The 18,789-nt window shown below is 63.9% G+C and carries 16 protein-coding genes; 9 read left to right on the forward strand and 7 right to left on the reverse strand.

Features of this window, described 5'->3' with window-relative positions; all coding sequences use genetic code 11:
* Nucleotides 1–99: 99 nt before the first annotated feature.
* A complete protein-coding gene (gene aspT, locus NCS00_RS15715) occupies nucleotides 100–1,791 on the forward strand; it encodes an aspartate-alanine antiporter (protein WP_008353783.1) in 1,692 nt (563 codons plus the stop codon).
* A gap of 49 nt (nucleotides 1,792–1,840) precedes the next feature.
* Complete coding sequence (locus NCS00_RS15720) at nucleotides 1,841–3,487, forward strand: bifunctional aspartate transaminase/aspartate 4-decarboxylase (RefSeq protein WP_250440462.1); 1,647 nt, start codon at nucleotides 1,841–1,843, stop codon at nucleotides 3,485–3,487.
* A 60-nt stretch (nucleotides 3,488–3,547) separates the two neighbouring features.
* Here the strand turns inward: NCS00_RS15720 and NCS00_RS15725 are convergent, their stop codons facing one another.
* Complete coding sequence (locus tag NCS00_RS15725) at nucleotides 3,548–4,744, reverse strand: porin (RefSeq protein WP_250435571.1); 1,197 nt, start codon at nucleotides 4,742–4,744, stop codon at nucleotides 3,548–3,550.
* 240 nt (nucleotides 4,745–4,984) lie between these two features.
* Between NCS00_RS15725 and NCS00_RS15730 the strand changes: the two genes are divergently transcribed.
* Entirely contained in the window at nucleotides 4,985–5,353 is a 369-nt protein-coding gene (locus NCS00_RS15730; RefSeq protein ID WP_250440463.1) for a nuclear transport factor 2 family protein, read from the forward strand.
* A gap of 15 nt (nucleotides 5,354–5,368) precedes the next feature.
* On the opposite strand, the gene NCS00_RS15735 is transcribed toward NCS00_RS15730, so the two are convergent.
* On the reverse strand, nucleotides 5,369–6,484 hold the full coding sequence (locus NCS00_RS15735) for a succinylglutamate desuccinylase/aspartoacylase family protein (protein WP_175979142.1): 1,116 nt from the start codon (nucleotides 6,482–6,484) through the stop codon (nucleotides 5,369–5,371).
* 199 nt (nucleotides 6,485–6,683) lie between these two features.
* Nucleotides 6,684–7,478, reverse strand: a complete 795-nt coding sequence (locus tag NCS00_RS15740) for an ABC transporter substrate-binding protein (RefSeq protein ID WP_008353777.1) — start codon at nucleotides 7,476–7,478, stop codon at nucleotides 6,684–6,686.
* A gap of 374 nt (nucleotides 7,479–7,852) precedes the next feature.
* Here NCS00_RS15740 and NCS00_RS15745 point away from each other — a divergent pair, with 374 nt between their 5' ends.
* Together NCS00_RS15745 and NCS00_RS15750 are read left to right on the forward strand one after the other, a co-directional pair.
* Nucleotides 7,853–9,265, forward strand: coding sequence for an MFS transporter (locus tag NCS00_RS15745; protein ID WP_250440464.1), 1,413 nt, complete (start codon nucleotides 7,853–7,855; stop codon nucleotides 9,263–9,265).
* 86 nt (nucleotides 9,266–9,351) lie between these two features.
* On the forward strand, nucleotides 9,352–10,248 hold the full coding sequence (locus NCS00_RS15750) for a ferritin-like domain-containing protein (protein ID WP_008353775.1): 897 nt from the start codon (nucleotides 9,352–9,354) through the stop codon (nucleotides 10,246–10,248).
* Here the strand turns inward: NCS00_RS15750 and NCS00_RS15755 are convergent.
* Nucleotides 10,238–10,972: a TetR/AcrR family transcriptional regulator gene (locus NCS00_RS15755; RefSeq protein WP_008353774.1), complete on the reverse strand. Its 735-nt coding sequence runs from the start codon at nucleotides 10,970–10,972 to the stop codon at nucleotides 10,238–10,240. The two genes, NCS00_RS15750 and NCS00_RS15755, sit on opposite strands and share 11 nt — an antisense overlap.
* A gap of 163 nt (nucleotides 10,973–11,135) precedes the next feature.
* Here NCS00_RS15755 and NCS00_RS15760 point away from each other — a divergent pair, with 163 nt between their 5' ends.
* The 3 genes from NCS00_RS15760 to NCS00_RS15770 are packed head-to-tail and all read left to right on the forward strand — an operon-like array spanning nucleotide 11,136 to nucleotide 15,956.
* Nucleotides 11,136–12,317, forward strand: a complete 1,182-nt coding sequence (locus tag NCS00_RS15760; protein WP_062603797.1) for an isovaleryl-CoA dehydrogenase — start codon at nucleotides 11,136–11,138, stop codon at nucleotides 12,315–12,317.
* 10 nt (nucleotides 12,318–12,327) lie between these two features.
* Nucleotides 12,328–13,935, forward strand: a complete 1,608-nt coding sequence (locus NCS00_RS15765) for a carboxyl transferase domain-containing protein (RefSeq protein WP_250440465.1) — start codon at nucleotides 12,328–12,330, stop codon at nucleotides 13,933–13,935.
* 17 nt (nucleotides 13,936–13,952) lie between these two features.
* A complete protein-coding gene (locus NCS00_RS15770) occupies nucleotides 13,953–15,956 on the forward strand; it encodes an acetyl/propionyl/methylcrotonyl-CoA carboxylase subunit alpha (RefSeq protein ID WP_250440466.1) in 2,004 nt (667 codons plus the stop codon).
* Here the strand turns inward: NCS00_RS15770 and NCS00_RS15775 are convergent.
* On the reverse strand, nucleotides 15,946–16,473 hold the full coding sequence (locus NCS00_RS15775) for an OmpA family protein (protein WP_167561848.1): 528 nt from the start codon (nucleotides 16,471–16,473) through the stop codon (nucleotides 15,946–15,948). The two genes, NCS00_RS15770 and NCS00_RS15775, sit on opposite strands and share 11 nt — an antisense overlap.
* Nucleotides 16,474–16,647: 174 nt before the next feature.
* Here NCS00_RS15775 and NCS00_RS15780 point away from each other — a divergent pair, with 174 nt between their 5' ends.
* Nucleotides 16,648–17,736 (forward strand): AI-2E family transporter, encoded by a 1,089-nt coding sequence (locus NCS00_RS15780; protein WP_250440467.1) that lies wholly within the window; start codon nucleotides 16,648–16,650, stop codon nucleotides 17,734–17,736.
* Between the two features lie 48 nt (nucleotides 17,737–17,784).
* Here NCS00_RS15780 and NCS00_RS15785 read toward each other — a convergent pair whose 3' ends face one another.
* Both NCS00_RS15785 and pcaG read right to left on the reverse strand, forming a co-directional pair.
* Nucleotides 17,785–18,090, reverse strand: coding sequence for a DUF2288 domain-containing protein (locus NCS00_RS15785; RefSeq protein ID WP_008353766.1), 306 nt, complete (start codon nucleotides 18,088–18,090; stop codon nucleotides 17,785–17,787).
* An 87-nt stretch (nucleotides 18,091–18,177) separates the two neighbouring features.
* A complete protein-coding gene (pcaG, locus tag NCS00_RS15790) occupies nucleotides 18,178–18,786 on the reverse strand; it encodes a protocatechuate 3,4-dioxygenase subunit alpha (RefSeq protein ID WP_250440468.1) in 609 nt (202 codons plus the stop codon).
* Nucleotides 18,787–18,789: the final 3 nt, after the last annotated feature.

The following is an 18,789-nucleotide window of genomic DNA, read 5'->3' on the forward strand; positions in this document are numbered from 1 at the left end:
TGGTTTCAAAGCTGCACCAAATAGTGTATTGCTGGCGTTCGGATCATTCATTCCCTTCATCGCTGATGTGCGAGCGGCTCATACCGCAAAGGAGTGCCTATGTCCTGGCTTACGGCAACACTGCGCAGTTATCCTGAAATCGCCATCTTTCTGTCGCTCGGCGTCGGCTATTGGGTCGGCGGAAAAAGCTTTCGCGGCTTCAGCCTCGGCGCCGTGACGGCGACCTTGCTCGCGGCCATCGCCATCGGGCAACTAGGCATCACCATTTCGTCGAACGTCAAATCGGTCTTCTTTCTGATGTTCCTGTTCGCCGTCGGTTACGGCGTCGGTCCGCAGTTCGTGCGCGGCATCGCGAAAGACGGCTTGCCGCAGGCGATCTTCTCCGTCATCCAGTGCGTGCTGTGCCTCGCGGCGCCTTACGCGGCGGCGAAGATCGCGGGTTATGACGTCGGCTCGGCGGCGGGCCTGTTCGCGGGCTCGCAGACGATTTCCGCTTCGATGGGCCTTGCCACCGACGCCATCAACCGGCTCGGCCTGCCGCCGGATCAGGCGAAGGCGCTGCTCGACGCGATGCCGACCGCATACGCCGTGACCTATATCTTCGGGACGATCGGCTCCGCGCTGATTCTCGCGATGCTCGGGCCGAAGCTGCTCAACATCGACCTCGTCGCGGCCTGCAAGGAATACGAGGCGACGCTCGGCGGCGGCGGCGATCTCGGCGGCGCGGGGCAGGCGTGGCACAAGTTCGAACTGCGCGCGTATCGCGTGGCCGAGCACGGGCGCGCGGCGGGCATGTCGGTCGCGCAGGCCGAAGCGCTGGAGCCGGAAGGCGCGCGGCTCTTCATCGAGCGGATTCGGCGGGGCGGAACCATTCAGGAAGCGAAGATCGACGACGTGCTGCAACCGGGCGATGTCGTCGCGGTCTCCGGGCGGCGCGAGCTGCTCGTCGATCTGCTCGGCGGCGTCGCGACCGAAGTGGACGACGCCGAACTGCTCGCCGTGCCGATCGAAGGCGTCGATATCTACGTGACGAGCAAGGCCGTCGACGGCAAGACGCTGCAGGAGCTCGCGCATATGCCCGCGTCGCGCGGCGTGTTTCTGCGCAAGATCAAGCGCGGCGCGACCGAAACGCAGATACCGATTCTGCCGAGCACGAAGCTGCATCGCGGCGACACGATCACGCTCGTCGGCCGGACGCAGGACACGTCGGCGGCGGCGAAGGCGATCGGCGTGCTCGACCGTCCGACCGACGCCGCCGACATGGCGTTCGTCGGCCTCGCGATCACGCTCGGCGCGTTGATCGGCGCGCTCGTGCTGCATGTCGGCGCGATTCCGCTCACGCTGTCGACGGCGGGCGGCGCGCTCATCGCGGGCATCGTGTTCGGCTGGCTGCGCGCGATCCATCCGACGTTCGGCCGCATTCCGTCGCCGACGATCTGGTTCATGAACTCAGTCGGCCTGAACGTCTTTATCGCGGTCGTGGGGATTTCGGCGGGGCCGGGCTTCGTCGCGGGCTTGCAGAAGCTCGGCGTGAGTCTCTTTCTGTGGGGCATTTTCGCGTCGGCGGTGCCGCTCATCATCGGCATGTACATCGCGAAGTACGTGTTCAAGTTTCATCCCGCGATCCTGCTCGGCATCTGCGCCGGCGCGCGCACGACCACCGCCGCGCTCGGCATGATCTGCGACGCCGCGAAGAGCCAGGTGCCGGGCCTCGGCTACACGGTGACGTACGCGGTCGGCAATACGCTGCTCACGATCTGGGGCATGGTCATCGTGATGCTGCTGACGTGACGCGGTCTTCCTGTCGCATTGTTTCCATCATCAATTCTGGAGGTGTTGGATGGCAAAGTCCGATAAATCGGGTTCCAACGACCGCGCCGGCATGGCGGCGCTCAGCCCGTTCGAGCTGAAGGACGAGCTCATCAAGGCGGCGGGCGGCGGGGCGGTCGAGCGTCCGGCCAATCTCGCGATGCTCAATGCGGGGCGCGGCAATCCGAACTTTCTCGCGACGATACCGCGTCATGGTTTCTGGCAACTCGGCCTCTTCGCGATGCGCGAGTCCGAGCGCTCGTTCGCGTACATGCCGGAAGGCGTCGGCGGTTTTCCGAAGCGCGAAGGGCTCGAAGAGCGCTTCGAGATTTTCGCGCGCGAGAACAAGGGCGTGCCGGGCATCGCGTTTCTTGCGGGCGCGGTGTCGTATGTGCGCGATCAGCTGGGCCTGAACGCGGGCGACTTTCTCTATGAGATGTGCGAAGGCATCCTCGGATCGAACTATCCCGTGCCGGACCGCATGCTGAAGCTGTCGGAGCAGATCGTCGCGCAATATCTGCGGCGCGAGATGATCGGCAAGCATCCGTTCGTCGGCGAATTCGATGTCTTCGCGGTCGAAGGCGGCACCGCCGCGATGACCTACATCTTCAACACGATGCGCGAGAACTTCCTGATCGCGCCCGGCGACACGATCGCGCTCGGCACCCCGATCTTCACGCCGTACATCGAGATTCCGCGCCTGAACGATTACAAGCTGAAGGTCGTCAATCTGGAGGCGGACGTCGCCCGCGGCTGGCAATACTCGAAGGCCGAGCTCGACAAGCTGCGCGATCCGAAAGTGAAGGCGTTTTTCCTCGTGAATCCGAGCAATCCGCCATCGGTGAAGATGGACGACGAAAGCCTCGAATACATCGCGGAGATCGTGAAAGAGCGGCCCGATCTGATCCTTCTGACCGACGACGTCTACGGCACCTTCGCCGACGATTTCGTGTCGCTGTTCGCGTTGTGCCCGAAGAACACGATCCTCGTTTATTCGTATTCCAAGTATTTCGGCGCGACCGGCTGGCGTCTCGGCGCGATCGCGACGCATCGCGACAACGTGCTCGACAAGCAGCTCGCCGCGCTGCCGAAGGACAAACGGGCGGAGCTTCACGAACGCTACGAATCGATCACGACGGAGCCCGACAAGCTCAAGTTCATCGACCGGCTGGTTGCGGACAGCCGTACCGTCGCGCTGAATCACACGGCGGGATTGTCGACGCCGCAGCAGGTGCAGATGGTGCTGTTCTCGCTCTTCTCGCTGATGGACACGCCCGACGCGTACAAGAACGCGTTGAAGCGCCTGATCCGCAGCCGCAAGCAGGCGCTGTATCGCGAGATCGGCATCGCGCTCGAAGAAGAGGACAAGAACGAGGTCGATTACTACACGATCCTCGATATCGAATATCTCGGCGAGCGCAGGCACGGCCGCGAACTGGTCGACTGGGTCGTCAAGAACACGGAGCCTTCGGAGATGCTCTTCAGGCTCGCGAAAGAAGCGCGTGTCGTGCTGCTGCCGGGGCGCGGCTTCGGCACGCAGCATCCGTCGGGGCGCGTGTCGCTCGCGAATCTGAACGAGAGCGACTACATGCAGATCGGCCGCGCGATCCGCAAGCTGATGGACGAGTACATCGAGCGCTATAACAAGGCCGTCGGCAAGAAGTCCGACAAGAGGTAAACAAATCGGGCCGCCCGATACGTCTGGCGGCCCGATCTCATGTCAACTCAGGAAGCAAGCTCAGAACTTGTGGCGGATGCCGATGCGGAACGCAAGCTGATCGTCTTCGCCCAGACCCGACGTGCCGAAGTAGCTCGACGACGACGAACCGATCGACGCCTGATTCTCGACGCCGCGGTTCGAACCCGAAGCCTTCTGATAGATGCCGAGCACGTACACATCGGTGCGCTTGGAAAGCGCGTAGTCGACGCTCGCGTCGACCTGGTTCCAGTGGCCGCTCGAGTTGCCCGTCATGTTCAGGTACGAGTAGCCGAGGCCGGCCGACAGCGCCGACGTGAAGCTGTACTTGCCGCCGATATCGAACGCGTTGAGCTTGGAGCTCGCGCCGTTGATCGGCTCGAACAGCGTGTTGGTCCACAGGCCGAACACGGTCGCCGCGCCGAACGCGTAGTTCGCGCCGACGCCGAACGTGCGCAGATCCTTGCCGGCGTTCGCGGTGCCCATCGTCTGGATGTTCGCGACGGCCGTGCTGAACGCGGGCGTCGATGCCGCCGGATAGCGGATGTCGGTGTACGCCGCGCCGATGCCGAACGGACCCGCCTTGTAGTTCAGGCCGAAGCTGTACGCGCGCGACGAACCCGCCGTCGTGGTCGTGCCGACGGTCGTGTTGGGCGTGCCCGCGAACGCGCCTGCCTGGTTCGAGAAGCCGTACATCGCGCCGAACGTCACGCCGTAGAAGCTCGCGCTGCTGAACTTGACCGCGTTGTTGATGCGGCTCGACGTCAGCTGGTCGACGTCGTTCATGTGATACGCGTAGTTGCCCGCGAGCGTCTGGCCGCCGATCGAATAGTTGCTGCCGAGGTAATCGGTCGAGAACGAATATTGACGGCCGAAGGTCAGCGAGCCGACGTCGTTCTTCGCGAGACCGACGTATGCCTGACGGCCGAACAGCGCGCCGCCCTGGCCGAGCGTGCCGGTGCCGCTATTGAAGCCGTTCTCCAACGTGAAGATCGCCTTCAGGCCGCCACCCAGGTCTTCCGAACCCTTCAGGCCCCAACGGCTGCCTTGCGCGACGCCGTCGTCGTACTTGAAGAGCTTATCGCCCGCGCGCGTCGCGGTTTGCGTGCTGTTGTTCACGTAGCTGATGCCGGCGTCGATGATGCCGTAGAGCGTTACGCTGCTTTGCGCTTGCGCGGACGTGGCGGCGAGGGCGGCAAAGGTGGCGAGCGCGGCGGTCGCCAAGAGATTCTTCTTCAAAACAAGCTCCGTATGATGGTTCGCGGTGTGGTTGTTGACGGTGTCTGCAGTGCGTCGCGCTCTGATGGCGCGTGGCGTTCGACGGGCGCAAATGTAGCGGGCGCTAAAGAAAGAAATGTGACAGTGCTTTCAGCCGCCTTGCGGTGTGTCGCGTGTGCAACAGGGATGGCGAAATATCGGCGCTTGTGTATTCGGCGCGTCCGATGCGATGCTCTCGGTTCCGTCACCGCGAGCGAAAACATGGACGAGCAAGGAATCCGCGAACTGGAGGAGCGCCTGAAGAAGGCGATGCTGGCATCGGACGTGGACGCACTCGATGCGCTATTGGCCGACGACCTCAGTTTCGTCGATGCGACCGGCAAGGTCTGGACGAAGTCCGACGATCTCAACGGACATCGTTACGGCATGCAGCGCATCGAGAAACTGGACGTCGAGGATCAGAGCGTGCGCGTGTACGGCGCGTTTGCCGTGACGGTCACGCGCGTGACGCTTTCGGGAACGTTCGCGGGCGCGCTGTTCGCGGGCAGCTTGCGCTACACGCGAACGTGGGGCGACATTGGCGGCGCGTGGAAGATCGTCGCGGCGCAATGCTGTCTCGCGCCGTTCTGATCCGCCGCGAAACGCTTACGCCGACAGCAGCGAGCCCGTGCGATAGGCCTTCGCGCCCGCAATGCGCGCCACTTCCAGCCCGGCCGTCGCGAAGCGCGTGATATGCCGCGCGTACATCACGCCGGAGGTCGTGCACTTGAGCGTGGTGACGACATCGGTGAGCGGATCGACGATATCGGCGATCGGCTCGCCCGCTTCGATGAACGCGCCCACTTGCGCGCGAAACACGAGCACGCCCGACGCCGGCGCGACGATCGGCTCCGCGCCCGCGAGCGGCGTCGCCGGATACGCGAGCGGCGGCTGCTCGGGCACGGGCGCGTCGATCACGCCGCGGTGGATCAGATAGTTGACGATGGCCTGCGCGTCTTTATCCGCGAGTTCGTAGGACACGTCGTGCTGGCTGCGCAGTTCGACCGTCACCGAAATGCCGCCATTCGGAATCGGGAAGCGCTCGCCGTAACGCTGGCGCAAATCCGACCAGCAGAAGCTGTGGATTTCGTCGAACGGATTGCCGACCGAATTCAGCGCGAGCAGCGACGCTCTTGCATCGAGATAGCGCGCGAGCGGCTCGACTTCGTCCCAGATGTCCGGATTGGTGTAGAGATGCAGCGCGGCGTCGAGATCGCAGTGCAGATCGAGCACGACATCGGCGTCGAAGGAAAGCTTTTGCAGCGCGAGGCGTTGCGATTCGAGCTCGGTGTGCGGCGTCTGCTCGTCGAGCGCTTCTTTCATCGCGGCGCGCACGGCGAGCTTGTTCGCGCCGGCGTCCTTGCCGAGGCGCGCTTCGATGCGCGGCGCGATCAGCGCGGCGAGATCGTGGAAATTGCGGTTGAAGTTGTGGCCGCTGTTGGTCTCGAAGCGGCCCATCAGCGTGCCGTGCAGATGTTGCGACAGGCCGATCGGATTCGGCACCGGCACGATGACGACTTCGCCGCGCAGCTTGCCCGCCGCTTCGAATTCGGCGAGCTGGCGGCGCAGACGCCATGCGACGAGCATGCCGGGCAGTTCGTCCGCGTGCAGCGACGACTGGACGTAGATTTTCTGGCCGCCGCCGGGGCCGTAGTGAAAACTCGTGATGTTGCGGGAAGTGCCGAGCGTCGGCGAGATCAGGGAATGAGTTCTGGTTTGCATGTTGGTCGCGCGCAGGCGAGTGCGCGGTCTTGCCTCGGAAAAGTGCTCCGCGCCGCGGCGTCTCCTTCCGTCGGCGCTGTCTCGAACGTTCGATCTTAGCGGAAATCGGCCGCCAAAACCGCTGTCCGAAAAGCAAACGGGCTCCGCGCCCTTGAGCGCGGAGCCCGTTCGTCAGCCGGTGTGGCTTGTGGCGAGCGGCTTAGCTGCCGTACACGTCGAAGTCGAAGTACTTCTTTTCGAGCTTCTTGTAGGTGCCGTCCTTGATGATGTCGGCGATAGCCTTGTCGATCTTCGCCTTCAGATCGGTGTCTTCCTTGCGCAGACCGATGCCCGCGCCGTTGCCGAGCGTCTTCGGATCGTCGATGTTTTGACCGGCGAAGTCGTAGCCCGCGCCGCGCGGCGTCTTCAGGAAGCCGATTTCAGCCTGCACCGCGTCTTGCAGCGCGGCGTCCAGGCGGCCCGAGATCAGATCGGCATAGACCTGGTCCTGGTTCTGGTACGGCGTGACCGTCACGCCCTTCGGCGCCCAGTAGGTCTTGGCGTAGGTTTCCTGGATCGTGCCCTGTTCGACGCCCACGTTCTTGCCCTTCAGGCTTTCGGCCGTCGGCAGGATGTTGCTGCCCTTTTTCGCGACGAGGCGCGTCGGCGTGTTGAAGAGCTTGCTCGAGAAGGCGATCTGCTCGGCGCGTTGCGGCGTCATCGACATCGAGGAAAGCACGCCGTCGAACTTCTTCGCCTTGAGCGCGGGAATCATGCCGTCGAAGTCGTTTTCCACCCACACGCACTTCGCCTTCAGGCGCGCGCAGATCTCATTGCCGAGATCGATGTCGAAACCGACCAGCTTGCCGTCGGAACCCTTCGACTCGAACGGGGGATAGCTTGCGTCGACGCCGAAACGGATCGTCGAATAGTCCTTCGCAAGCGCCGGCGTGACGGCGGTGAGCGACGTGGCGGCGAGGAGGGACATCGTCAGTGCCGCGAGCAGTTTCTTCACTGTTTTAACTCCAGAAGGTGGTCAGTTCAGCCCGGAAGGTCTCGTACCGGACGTCCGGCGCGTCGTTGGGCGCCAGAGCATGATATTCCGCGGATCGTGTCCGTTCAGAATCGGCAGAAGGTTACCAAGCCAAAATAGTTCGGGAGCTAGTAAAAGCCCGGATAGCGGGGCTTTAGAGCTTTTCTTCGTATCGGGGGCTGAGCGGGTGGTTCTTCCGGAAGCCCGGCAGTCCGATGGCGATCGGTGTGACGCACGAGGCGACGGGATTCAGCTTCCAGCTCATGTTACCCACCCGGTTAAAATTCGTCCCTCGTCCGACCGCGCCGCGCCAGCGATGCCGCGCGGCGCACCCCGCCTCATGAGGAGACACCCCGATGGCAACACCCCGCAGCGCACACGCACAGGCGCTTCCCGTCACCGCCGGCAGCATTTCCGCCCGGCTCGATCGCCTGCCCGCCACGCGCTCCGTCTGGACGCTCATCGTCCTTTTGAGCCTCGGTTTCTTCTTCGAGCTCTACGATCTGCTGTATTCCGGATACGTCGCGCCGGGTCTCGTCAAAAGCGGCATTCTCACGCCGACGACCAGCGGACTTTTCGGCATGACGGGCGTCGCGAGCTTTATCGCGTCGCTGTTCGCGGGGCTTTTCATCGGCACGATCGCCTGCGGATTTCTCGCCGACCGCTTCGGACGGCGCGCGATCTTCACGTATTCGCTGCTCTGGTACACCGGCGCCAACCTCGTCATGGCGTTCCAGGACACGGCGACCGGCCTGAACATCTGGCGCTTCGTCGCGGGCGTGGGCATCGGGGTGGAACTGGTGACGATCGGCACGTATATCTCCGAACTCGCGCCGAAACACATCCGCGGGCGCGCGTTCGCGTGCGAGCAGGCGGTCGGTTTCATGGCGGTGCCGGTGGTCGCGTTTCTCGCCTATCTGCTCGTGCCGCGCGCGCCCTTCGGCATCGACGGCTGGCGCTGGGTCGTCATCATCGGCGCGCACGGGGCGCTCTTCGTCTGGTGGATTCGCCGCACGCTGCCCGAAAGCCCGCGCTGGCTCGCGCAGAAAGGACGCCTCGACGAAGCCGATCGCGTGATGCGCGCGCTCGAACAGAAAGTCGCGCGCGAATACGGCAAGCCGCTGCCGCCGCCCGAACCCGCCGTCGAGACAGCGGAGCGGCGCGGCGCGTTCGCCGACATGTGGAAGCCGCCCTACGGCAAGCGCGCCGCGATGATGATCATCTTCAACATATTCCAGACCGTCGGTTTTTACGGCTTCGCCAACTGGGTGCCGACGCTGCTGGTCAAGCAGGGCATCACGGTGACGTCGAGCCTGATGTATTCGAGCATCATTGCGATCGCCGCGCCGGTCGGACCGATCATCGGGCTCGCCATTGCCGACAGGATCGAGCGCAAGACCGCGATCGTCGCGATGGCCGCGCTCAACATCGTCTGCGGGCTGGCCTTCAGCCAGTCGGGCAACCCGGCGTTTCTGATCGCGATGGGCGTCGGCCTCACGCTCTCCGCGAACATCATGTCGTACAGCTATCACGCGTATCAGACCGAACTCTTTCCGACGAGCATCCGCGCGCGCGCCGTCGGTTTCGTGTATTCGTGGAGCCGTTTCTCCGCGATTTTCACGTCGTTCATCATCGCGGGCGTGCTGAAGGGTTTCGGGACGACGGGCGTGTTCGTGTTCATCGCGTCGGCGATGCTGATCGTGATGGCCGCGATCGGTTTCATGGGCCCGCGAACGCGCGATCTCGCGCTGGAGAAAATCTCGCGATAGGCGAAAATGCGCGCATGATGCTGCGAGTCAGCGTCCTGTATGCCAAAATCCGCAGGACCTACCCATTCGGCGGCCAATATTCGAATATGTCCGACACGCTCAACCCGGTGGAAGCAGATCATGCGATGCGCAACTGGACGTACCGGTCGACGGGGAAGATTCCGATCGGTTCGGACCTGCACAAGCGCATGTTCTGCGAGATGTTGCTGACGACGCACAATCCGTACAAGCCGGCCGTCATCGACTGGCCGAAGCTCGATCCCGCGGCGTTGAAGCGCGTGACTTCGCTGCCGATCTGGGATATCGCGGTGCAGACGGAAGGGCGCGCGTCGATCCGCGTCGCGACCTACGCGGGCACCGTCGGCGATCCGCAATTGCGCGAAGCCTTGCGCATGAACGGCGGCGAGGAAGCGCGGCACAAGCTGGTGCTGTCGAAGCTCGTCGAGGCATATGGCATCGAGCTCGCGCCCGAACCGCCGTATCCCGCTCCCGACGATGCATTGCGCGCGTGGATGCTCACGGGTTACAGCGAGTGCATCGACAGTTTTTTCGCGTTCGGCCTATTCGAGGCGGCGCGACAATCGGGTTACTTTCCCGAGGAACTCGTCGAAACCTTCGAGCCGGTGATTCAGGAAGAGGCGCGGCACATCCTGTTTTTCGCGAACTGGGTCGCGTGGTATCGGCGGAGTCTGCCTTGGTATCGCAAGCCGTGGTTCCTGATCAAGACCGCGAGCGTGTGGATTTCGCTGATTCGCGACCGCATCTCGCTCGCGCGCGGCTTCGACAAGAGCGGCGCGGCGCAGGATGCGAACTTTCCGGCGAATGTCGGCGATTCGGTCGCGGGCGATGTATCGGTTCGCTCGCTGATCGAACTGTGTCTCGCCGAAAATGATCGCCGCATGGGCGGTTACGACGCGCGCCTGCTGCGTCCGACCACCGTGCCGAAACTCGCGCGGCTCGCGCTGCGCTTCGTCAAGAAGTAGGTTTCTCGCGCGCGGCGCTCGCTTCGAAGCGCCGCGACGCTTCCTCGACGTCCTGCCGGAACTGCGCGAGCGCCGCCAGTTGCGCGTTCGGCGGCTGCAGCGCCGCCCACAATACTTCCACCAATTCGTTCGCCGTCGTCTCGATCTGAGTCTGACTCAGGCGGCGCTTCGCGAGCGTCGCGTCCCACAGGACGTGCTCCATCGGCCCGAAAACGAGCGAGCGCAACAGACGCAACGGCATGTCGGCGCGCACGTGGCCGAGCGCCTGGCCGCGCGCGAGCACGTCCATCAGCGGCGCGGTGTAGCGGCGCTGCAGCTCGGTCAGCGTGTCGGAGAGATCGTGCTGCTTCGTGCGGCCTTCGGACAGCACGAGCGCGCACAACCCGGTGCCGTTCATCAGCATCAGCCGCATGTGCGTTCTGACGATGAACGCGAACTGCTGCCTCACGGAGCCGTCGCGCGGGAGGCCGCTCTCGAACGCATCGATGATTTCGTCGTACCAATCCGCGATGACGCGCGCGCACAACTCGCGCTTGCCGCTGAAATAGCTGAACACCGTCGCTTCCGAAATGCCCGCGCGCTGCGCGATCTCGGCGCTCGTCGCGGCGTCGTAGCCTTTCTCGGCGAAGACGTCGCGCCCCGCCTGCAGGATGTCCTTCACGCGCTGCTGCGATTTGACGCCGGCGGGCGCGCGGCGGCCGGTGGCGGTGGTTTGCGTCGACATTGGCGGGAAACGTGGGGAAATAAATGTGAGCGTAGCTCAAAAATCTATTGACGGCTAGGCGATTTGAGCGTGAAATTGCCCCATTCCGTGGTTTGTGGTCCTGTGTGAGTGAGGCTCATATTTCAGGACGCACCGAAAACATCGCATCTGGAGGAGACGACCCATGAGCAACGTACCCGGCCTGAATTTCGCGTTGGGCGAAGACATCGACATGTTGCGCGACTCGCTCGCCAATTTCGCAGCGAAGGAAATCGCGCCGCGCGCGGGCGAGATCGATCACAGCGATCAGTTCCCGATGGACCTCTGGAAGAAATTCGGCGATCTCGGCGTGCTCGGCATGACGGTCTCCGAGGAATACGGCGGCGCGAACATGGGCTATACGGCGCACATGGTCGCGATGGAAGAGATTTCGCGGGCGTCGGCGTCGGTCGGGTTGTCGTACGGCGCGCATTCGAATCTGTGCGTGAACCAGATTCATCGCAATGGCACCGAGGCGCAAAAGCGCAAGTATCTGCCGAAGCTCGTGTCCGGCGAGCATATCGGCGCACTTGCGATGAGCGAGCCGAACGCCGGCTCCGACGTCGTCAGCATGAAGCTGCGCGCCGAGGAAAAGGGCGATCACTACGTGCTCAACGGCACCAAGATGTGGATCACCAACGGGCCGGATTGCGACACGCTCGTCGTGTATGCGAAGACGGACATCGAAGCCGGTCCACGCGGCATCACGGCGTTCATCGTCGAGAAGGGCATGAAAGGCTTTTCGGTTGCGCAGAAGCTCGACAAGCTCGGCATGCGCGGCTCGCATACCGGCGAACTCGTGTTCGAGAACGTCGAAGTGCCGAAGGAGAACATTCTCGGTCAACTGAACGGCGGCACGAAAGTGCTGATGAGCGGCCTCGACTACGAGCGCGCGGTGCTCGCGGGCGGGCCGACCGGCATCATGCTCGCGTGCATGGACGCGGTCGTGCCGTATATCCACGATCGCAAGCAGTTCGGTCAGGCGATCGGCGAATTCCAGCTCATTCAGGGGAAGGTCGCGGACATGTACTCGACGCTGCAAGCGTGCCGCGCGTATCTTTACGCCGTCGGCCGTCAGCTCGATACGCTCGGCTCGGACCATGTGCGGCAAGTGCGCAAGGACTGCGCGGGCGTCATTCTCTACACCGCCGAAAAAGCGACGTGGATGGCGGGCGAAGCGATTCAGGTGCTCGGGGGCAACGGCTACATCAACGAATATCCGGTCGGCCGTCTGTGGCGCGATGCGAAGCTCTATGAAATCGGCGCGGGCACGAGCGAAATCCGCCGCATGCTGATCGGCCGCGAACTGTTCGCCGAGACGGCTTGAGGCGCGCGTCATGACGATCATCGAATCGAAACTGAATCCGCGCGGCGAGGAATTCCGCACGAACGCGGCGGCGCTCGAAGCGCTCGTCGCGGACCTCAAAGAGAAGATCGCGAAGATCGCGGAAGGCGGCGGCGGGGCCGCGCGCGACAAGCACGTATCGCGCAACAAGCTGCTGCCGCGCGATCGCATCGCGCAACTGCTCGATCCGGGCACGCCGTTTCTCGAACTGTCGCAGCTCGCGGCGTACGGTATGTACAACGATGACGCGCCCGGCGCGGGCATCATCACCGGCATCGGGCGCATTGCGGGGCAGGAGTGCGTCGTCGTGTGCAACGACGCGACGGTCAAGGGCGGCACGTACTATCCCGTCACCGTGAAGAAGCATTTGCGCGCGCAGGAGATAGCGGAGCAGAACCGCCTGCCGTGCGTGTATCTCGTCGATTCGGGCGGCGCGAATCTGCCGAATCAGGACGACGTGTTTCCCGATCGCGATCACTTCGGCCGCATCTTCTACAACCAGGCGAACATGTCGGCGCAAGGCATCGCGCAGATCGCCGTGGTGATGGGCTCGTGCACGGCGGGCGGCGCGTACGTGCCCGCGATGAGCGATGAATCGATCATCGTCAAGAATCAAGGCACGATCTTTCTCGGCGGTCCGCCGTTGGTGAAAGCCGCGACGGGCGAAGAAGTCAGCGCCGAAGATCTCGGCGGCGGCGATGTCCATACGCGTCTGTCCGGCGTCGCCGATCATCTCGCGCAGAACGACGCGCATGCGCTCGGCATCGCGCGCAGCATCGTCGGCAATCTGAATCGCGTGAAGACGCCGACGCTCGCATTGAAAGAACCGCTGCCGCCGCGCTATGACCCGCAAAGCGTCTACGGCGTGATTCCCGTCGATACGCGCAAGCCTTTCGACGTGCGCGAAGTGATCGCGCGCATCGTCGACGATTCCGCTTTCGACGAATTCAAGGCGCGCTACGGCACGACGCTCGTCTGCGGTTTCGCGCATATCTGGGGGCATCCGGTCGGCATCGTCGCGAACAATGGCATTCTCTTCAGCGAATCCGCCTTGAAGGGCGCGCATTTCATCGAACTGTGCGCGCAACGCAAGATTCCCCTCGTGTTCCTGCAGAACATCACGGGCTTCATGGTCGGCCGCAAGTACGAGAACGAAGGCATCGCGCGCAACGGCGCCAAGATGGTGACGGCGGTCGCGACCGCCAAGGTGCCGAAGTTCACGGTGATCATCGGCGGCTCGTTCGGCGCGGGCAATTACGGCATGTGCGGCCGCGCGTATTCGCCGCGCTTTCTGTGGATGTGGCCGAACGCGCGCATCTCGGTGATGGGCGGCGAGCAGGCCGCGTCCGTGCTCGCGACGGTGCGGCGCGACGGCATCGAGAAGAAGGGCGGCACGTGGTCGAAGGAGGACGAGGAAGCGTTCAAGGCGCCGATCCGCGATCAATACGAAGTGCAAGGGCATCCGTATTACGCGAGCGCGCGTCTGTGGGACGACGGCGTGATCGATCCCGCGCAGACCCGCGACGTTCTGGGCCTCGGATTGGCCGCGACGATGAACGCACCTATCGAAGAAACACGCTTCGGCGTGTTCCGCATGTGACCTCGGGATGTAACGCCATGTTCAACAAAATACTCATAGCGAACCGCGGCGAGATCGCATGCCGCGTCGCGGCGACGGCGAAGCGCCTGAACGTCGGCAGCGTCGCGGTGTATTCGGACGCCGATGCCAAAGCGAAACACGTCGATGTCTGCGATGAAGCGGTGCATGTCGGCGGATCGGCGGCGTCGGAGAGTTATCTGCGCATCGAGCGCATCGTCGATGCAGCGAAGAAAACCGGCGCGCAAGCAATTCATCCGGGCTACGGATTTCTTTCGGAAAACGAAGCATTCGCGAACGCGTGCGAAAAAGCCGGACTCGTGTTCATCGGACCGCCCGTCGAGGCGATCAGCGCGATGGGTTCGAAAGCCGCCGCGAAAGCGCTGATGCAATCCGCATCGGTGCCGCTCGTGCCCGGTTATCACGGCGACGATCAGGATCCGTCGCTGCTTCAGCGCGAAGCGGATCGCATCGGTTATCCGGTGCTGCTGAAAGCGAGCGCGGGCGGCGGCGGCAAGGGCATGCGCGTCGTCGAGAGAAGCGAGGATTTCGCGGCGGCGCTCGCGTCGTGCAAGCGCGAGGCGGCGTCGAGCTTCGGCAACGATCGCGTGTTGATCGAGAAGTATCTGCTGCGTCCCCGTCACGTCGAAGTGCAGGTTTTCGCGGACAAGCACGGCAACGCGGTCTATCTCTTCGATCGCGATTGCTCCGTGCAGCGGCGCCATCAGAAAGTATTGGAAGAAGCGCCCGCGCCCGGCCTCAACGACGAAACCCGTCGCGCGATGGGCGAGGCTGCGGTCGCGGCGGCGCGCGCCGTGAATTACGTCGGCGCGGGCACGGTCGAATTCATCCTGACGCAGGACGGCCAGTTCTACTTCATGGAGATGAACACGCGCCTGCAGGTCGAGCATCCGGTGACAGAGATGGTCACGGGCCTCGATCTCGTCGAGTGGCAACTGCGCGTGGCGGCGGGCGAGCCGCTGCCGTTGAAGCAAAACGAGCTAAAGGTGCATGGCCACGCGATCGAGGCGCGCATCTACGCGGAGAATCCGTCGCGCGGCTTTCTGCCGTCGACGGGCACGCTCAAGCACGTGCGCATGCCGCACGCGGTTGAGTTTTCGATCGATGGCGACGTGCGCGTCGATAGCGGCGTGCGTCAGGGCGATGCCATCACGCCGTTCTACGATCCGATGATCGCGAAGCTGATCGTGCATGGGCGCGACCGTCGCGACGCGCTCGCCCGCATGGCGCGCGCGCTGGCGGAATGCGAGATCGTCGGCTTGTCGACGAACGTCGAGTTCCTGCAGCGCATCGTGAAGAGCGAGCCGTTCGCGTCGGCTGATCTCGATACGGGCCTGATCGAGCGTCATCACGATGCGCTCTTCGCGCCGACGCACGTCTCGCGCAAGAAGGGGCTCGCGCTCGCATGCGCCGCGCTGCTCACGCGCGAGGGCGGCGAGGCGCACGGACATTCGCCGTGGGATGCGCTGTCGCACTGGCGCATGGCGGGCGGCTACAGCCAGGATTTGAACTGGCGCGCGCTCGATACCGACGAAACGCTCAAGGTCGTGTTCACGAAGAACGGCGAGAAGCGCCTGCGTCTCGACGATGCCAGCGCGCGCTTCGACTGGTCGCATAGCGGCGAGACATCGTTCGCGGTGCAACTCGACGATGCGCTGATCAAAGGCCACGTATTCACCGACGGCGACGTCTTCCACGTCTTCCACGAAGGCGCGGCGTTCCAGTTCGAATGGCAGAACCTGATGGCGCACGCGGGCGATGCCGAGCACGAAGGCCGTCTCACCGCGCCGATGCCCGGCAAGGTGATCGCGGTGCTCGTGGAAACGGGCGCATCCGTGACGAAGGGCGCGCCGCTGATGGTGATGGAAGCGATGAAGATGGAGCACACGATCGTGGCTCCGGCGACGGGCAAGATCGGCGAGATTCTGTTCGAGGTCGGCGATCAGGTCGCCGACGGCTCGCAATTGCTCGTGCTGGAAGTCGAGCAGGCCGCTAGCGCTTGACCTTGGCGGGCGCGCCGAGCAGCGTCTCTTCGCTCTCGGCGCGCACGAGAATTTCCACGCGGCGATTCAGTGCGCGCCCTTCACGGGTGTCGTTCGTCGCGATGGGCCGCAGATACGCCATGCCCTTCGTCGTGATGCGTTCGGCGGGCACGCCGCGCGCGATCAACGCCTGCGCGACGGCATCGGCGCGCGCCGCCGACAGTGCGCGGTTATAGGCGAGCGAGCCTTCGTTGTCGGTATGGCCTTCGATCAGCACGGGCCGCATGCTGCGCTTCAACACTTGCGCCGCGCGATCGAGCATCGGCGAATCGCTGCGGCGAAGCGTCGATTCATCGGTATCGAAGAGCGGCGTGTTCGGCAAGCGCATCTCCACGCCTCCCTTGACCGGCAACATCGTGATGCCGTATTGCGCGTTCAACCGGTCTTCCTTCGACCGATTGAGCCCGCTTGAACATCCGGCGAGCAGCGCGAGCGACACACATGCGCCCACCGTTGCGCGCGAAGCCATTGCCTTCATTGCATAGTCCTGCATCGAAATCGAGTCTCGATTATAGGGAGCGCGAAAGGTGCCTTCTGTAAATAACGTTGCCTGACTGCGCGCATCGAGTGGAATGATTCGTGCGTGATTACAATGCTGGCGAGCTTTCATGTTTCGCCGGTCATCGATCTCACGAACAGAGCCTCATCATCCATGCCGATCCAGCCGCGCAACGACCCGACCCCGGACTCATCCGAGCGCACGCGAAAGATGCAGCGCACCGCTTCCGCCGCGCTCTATGCCGTGCTCGTTCTGGTCGCGCTCTATACGGCGCGTACCTTCATTCCGGCGGTCGTCTGGGCGAGCGTGATCGCGATTGCGCTGTGGCCGGCTTTCGGCTGGCTCGAACGCCGGCCCATGTTCAGACGGCATCACAACGTGCTTGCTGTCGGGCTGACCGCGGCCATCGGCCTGCTTTTCGTCGTGCCGTTTTTCATCGTCGCGGCGCAGACGGTGAGCGAAGCGCGCGACATGCTCCACTGGTTCCACGAAGTGCTGCGCACCGGCCTTCCGATGCCCGCGTTCATCGAGCATCTGCCGATGGGTTCGCAACAAGTCGCGCGCTGGTGGCAGCAGAATCTCGCGACGCCGCTCGAAGCATCGCCCGCAGTGAAGAACCTGCATAGCGCGACGGTCGTCGCGATGACGCGGCACTTCGGCGGGCGCGTCGTGCATGGTTTCGTCATCTTCGGCTTCATGCTGATGACGCTCTTCTTCGTGTTTCTCGCGGGTTCGAAGCTCGGCGAGCAACTGCTCGCGGGTTCGCGCCGCGCGTTCGGCCCGGATGGCGCCGCGATCGTTCGCCGGATGGCCGAATCGGTGCGCAGCACGGTCGTGGGGCTCGTGGTCGTCGGCTTGGGGGAGGGCGCGCTGCTCGGCGTCGCCTATGCGGTGACGGGCGTGCCCCATGCGACACTGCTGGGCATGCTGACGGCCGTCGCGGCGATGCTGCCGTTCTGCGCGCCGATCGTCTTTCTCGGCTCGGCGCTATGGCTGCTCGCGCAAGGCTCGACCATCGCGGCGGCGTGCGTCGCCGTGTTCGGGCTGATCGTGGTGTTCGTGGCGGAGCACTTCGTGCGGCCGGTGCTGATCGGCGGATCGGCGCGGCTGCCGTTTCTGCTCGTGCTGTTCGGCATTCTCGGCGGCGCGGAGACGTTCGGGCTGATCGGCCTTTTCATCGGCCCGGCGCTGATGACGATTCTCGTCGTGCTGTGGACGGATTACGTCGACAACCGCAGTTAGCGCTTCAGCGCTTACTGCGGTGTCGCGAGGCAGCGCGACTGCATCCGTTCACCCGCGTTCCTGGACGCACACCCACGGCGACAGCACCACCGCCCACAATTGCGGATCGCGCGCGGCGACATCGGCGGCGGTCTCGGCCTGCATGCGTTCGACGAGTCCCGCCGAAAGCCATTGCGTGACCTGCTGCTTGTCGTCGTTGGCGATGGCTTCCGCGACGCTTACGAGATCGAGATCGCCCTTCACCCAGATGAGCTTGCCTTGCGCGAAAAAGCGCTCCAGCTCGGACCAGCCGATCTGGGCGGTTTCGGCGAGAAGCTTGACGTAGAGCGGGCTGGGCGTGGGAGCGTCGGACATGGAAAGAGTGCGGAGAAAAACGAAAGGCGTCCGACACTATAGCGCAGTGCCGGACGCCCTCGTTTCGAACGACTGCTGCGAGAAACTTTACAGATCGAAGAAAACCGTCTCGTTCGGGCCGCGCAGATGGATGTCGAAGCGATAGATCGTGCCCGACGAACCCGGCTTGGCCGACGCGCCCGCTTCGCGCTTCGCGACAAGCGTATGACGGCGCTCCGCCGGCACGCTCTGCAGCACGGGGTCCTTCGCGTTGGCTTCGGTTTCGTCCTCGAAGTAGATGCGCGTGTAGGTGTGCAGCAGCATGCCGCGCATCAGCACGATGACATCGAGGTGCGGCGCGGAATCGTCGGCGGTTGCGCCCGGCTTCACCGTATCGAAGATGAAGCGCAGCTTCGGATCCGTGCCCGTGCCGCAGCGCGCGAAACCGCGAAAGCCCGACTCCCGCGCTTCCTGCGCGCTCTGCACGTAGCGGCCGTTCGCATCGGCCTGGGCGATTTCGATCAGCGCGTCGTTGACGGGCTTGCCTTCCGCGTCGAACACGTTGCCGACGACGGCGATATGCTCGCCCGGCACTTCACGATCCGCCGCCGATGCGGTGAAGAGGCTCTTCAGATCGAAGTTGTACTGCTCGGGAACGAGGCCGTAAGCGAAGTACGGTCCGACGGTCTGCGAAGGGGTCTGTTTCAGCGTGGTCATGTT

Source organism: Caballeronia sp. AZ1_KS37, from assembly GCF_023631165.1.
GTDB lineage: Bacteria > Pseudomonadota > Gammaproteobacteria > Burkholderiales > Burkholderiaceae > Caballeronia > Caballeronia zhejiangensis.

Bases quoted from the DNA above. Each gene is read 5' to 3' on its own strand.
- NCS00_RS15765 (WP_250440465.1), top strand. From the start codon at position 12,328: ATGACGATCATCGAATCGAAACTGAATCCGCGCGGCGAGGAATTCCGC.
- NCS00_RS15780 (WP_250440467.1), top strand. From the start codon at position 16,648: ATGCCGATCCAGCCGCGCAACGACCCGACCCCGGACTCATCCGAGCGC.
- NCS00_RS15775 (WP_167561848.1), bottom strand. From the start codon at position 16,473: ATGAAGGCAATGGCTTCGCGCGCAACGGTGGGCGCATGTGTGTCGCTC.
- NCS00_RS15770 (WP_250440466.1), top strand. From the start codon at position 13,953: ATGTTCAACAAAATACTCATAGCGAACCGCGGCGAGATCGCATGCCGC.
- NCS00_RS15750 (WP_008353775.1), top strand. From the start codon at position 9,352: ATGTCCGACACGCTCAACCCGGTGGAAGCAGATCATGCGATGCGCAAC.
- NCS00_RS15785 (WP_008353766.1), bottom strand. From the start codon at position 18,090: ATGTCCGACGCTCCCACGCCCAGCCCGCTCTACGTCAAGCTTCTCGCC.
- NCS00_RS15730 (WP_250440463.1), top strand. From the start codon at position 4,985: ATGGACGAGCAAGGAATCCGCGAACTGGAGGAGCGCCTGAAGAAGGCG.
- NCS00_RS15720 (WP_250440462.1), top strand. From the start codon at position 1,841: ATGGCAAAGTCCGATAAATCGGGTTCCAACGACCGCGCCGGCATGGCG.
- NCS00_RS15755 (WP_008353774.1), bottom strand. From the start codon at position 10,972: ATGTCGACGCAAACCACCGCCACCGGCCGCCGCGCGCCCGCCGGCGTC.
- NCS00_RS15760 (WP_062603797.1), top strand. From the start codon at position 11,136: ATGAGCAACGTACCCGGCCTGAATTTCGCGTTGGGCGAAGACATCGAC.
- NCS00_RS15745 (WP_250440464.1), top strand. From the start codon at position 7,853: ATGGCAACACCCCGCAGCGCACACGCACAGGCGCTTCCCGTCACCGCC.
- aspT (WP_008353783.1), top strand. From the start codon at position 100: ATGTCCTGGCTTACGGCAACACTGCGCAGTTATCCTGAAATCGCCATC.
- NCS00_RS15735 (WP_175979142.1), bottom strand. From the start codon at position 6,484: ATGCAAACCAGAACTCATTCCCTGATCTCGCCGACGCTCGGCACTTCC.
- pcaG (WP_250440468.1), bottom strand. From the start codon at position 18,786: ATGACCACGCTGAAACAGACCCCTTCGCAGACCGTCGGACCGTACTTC.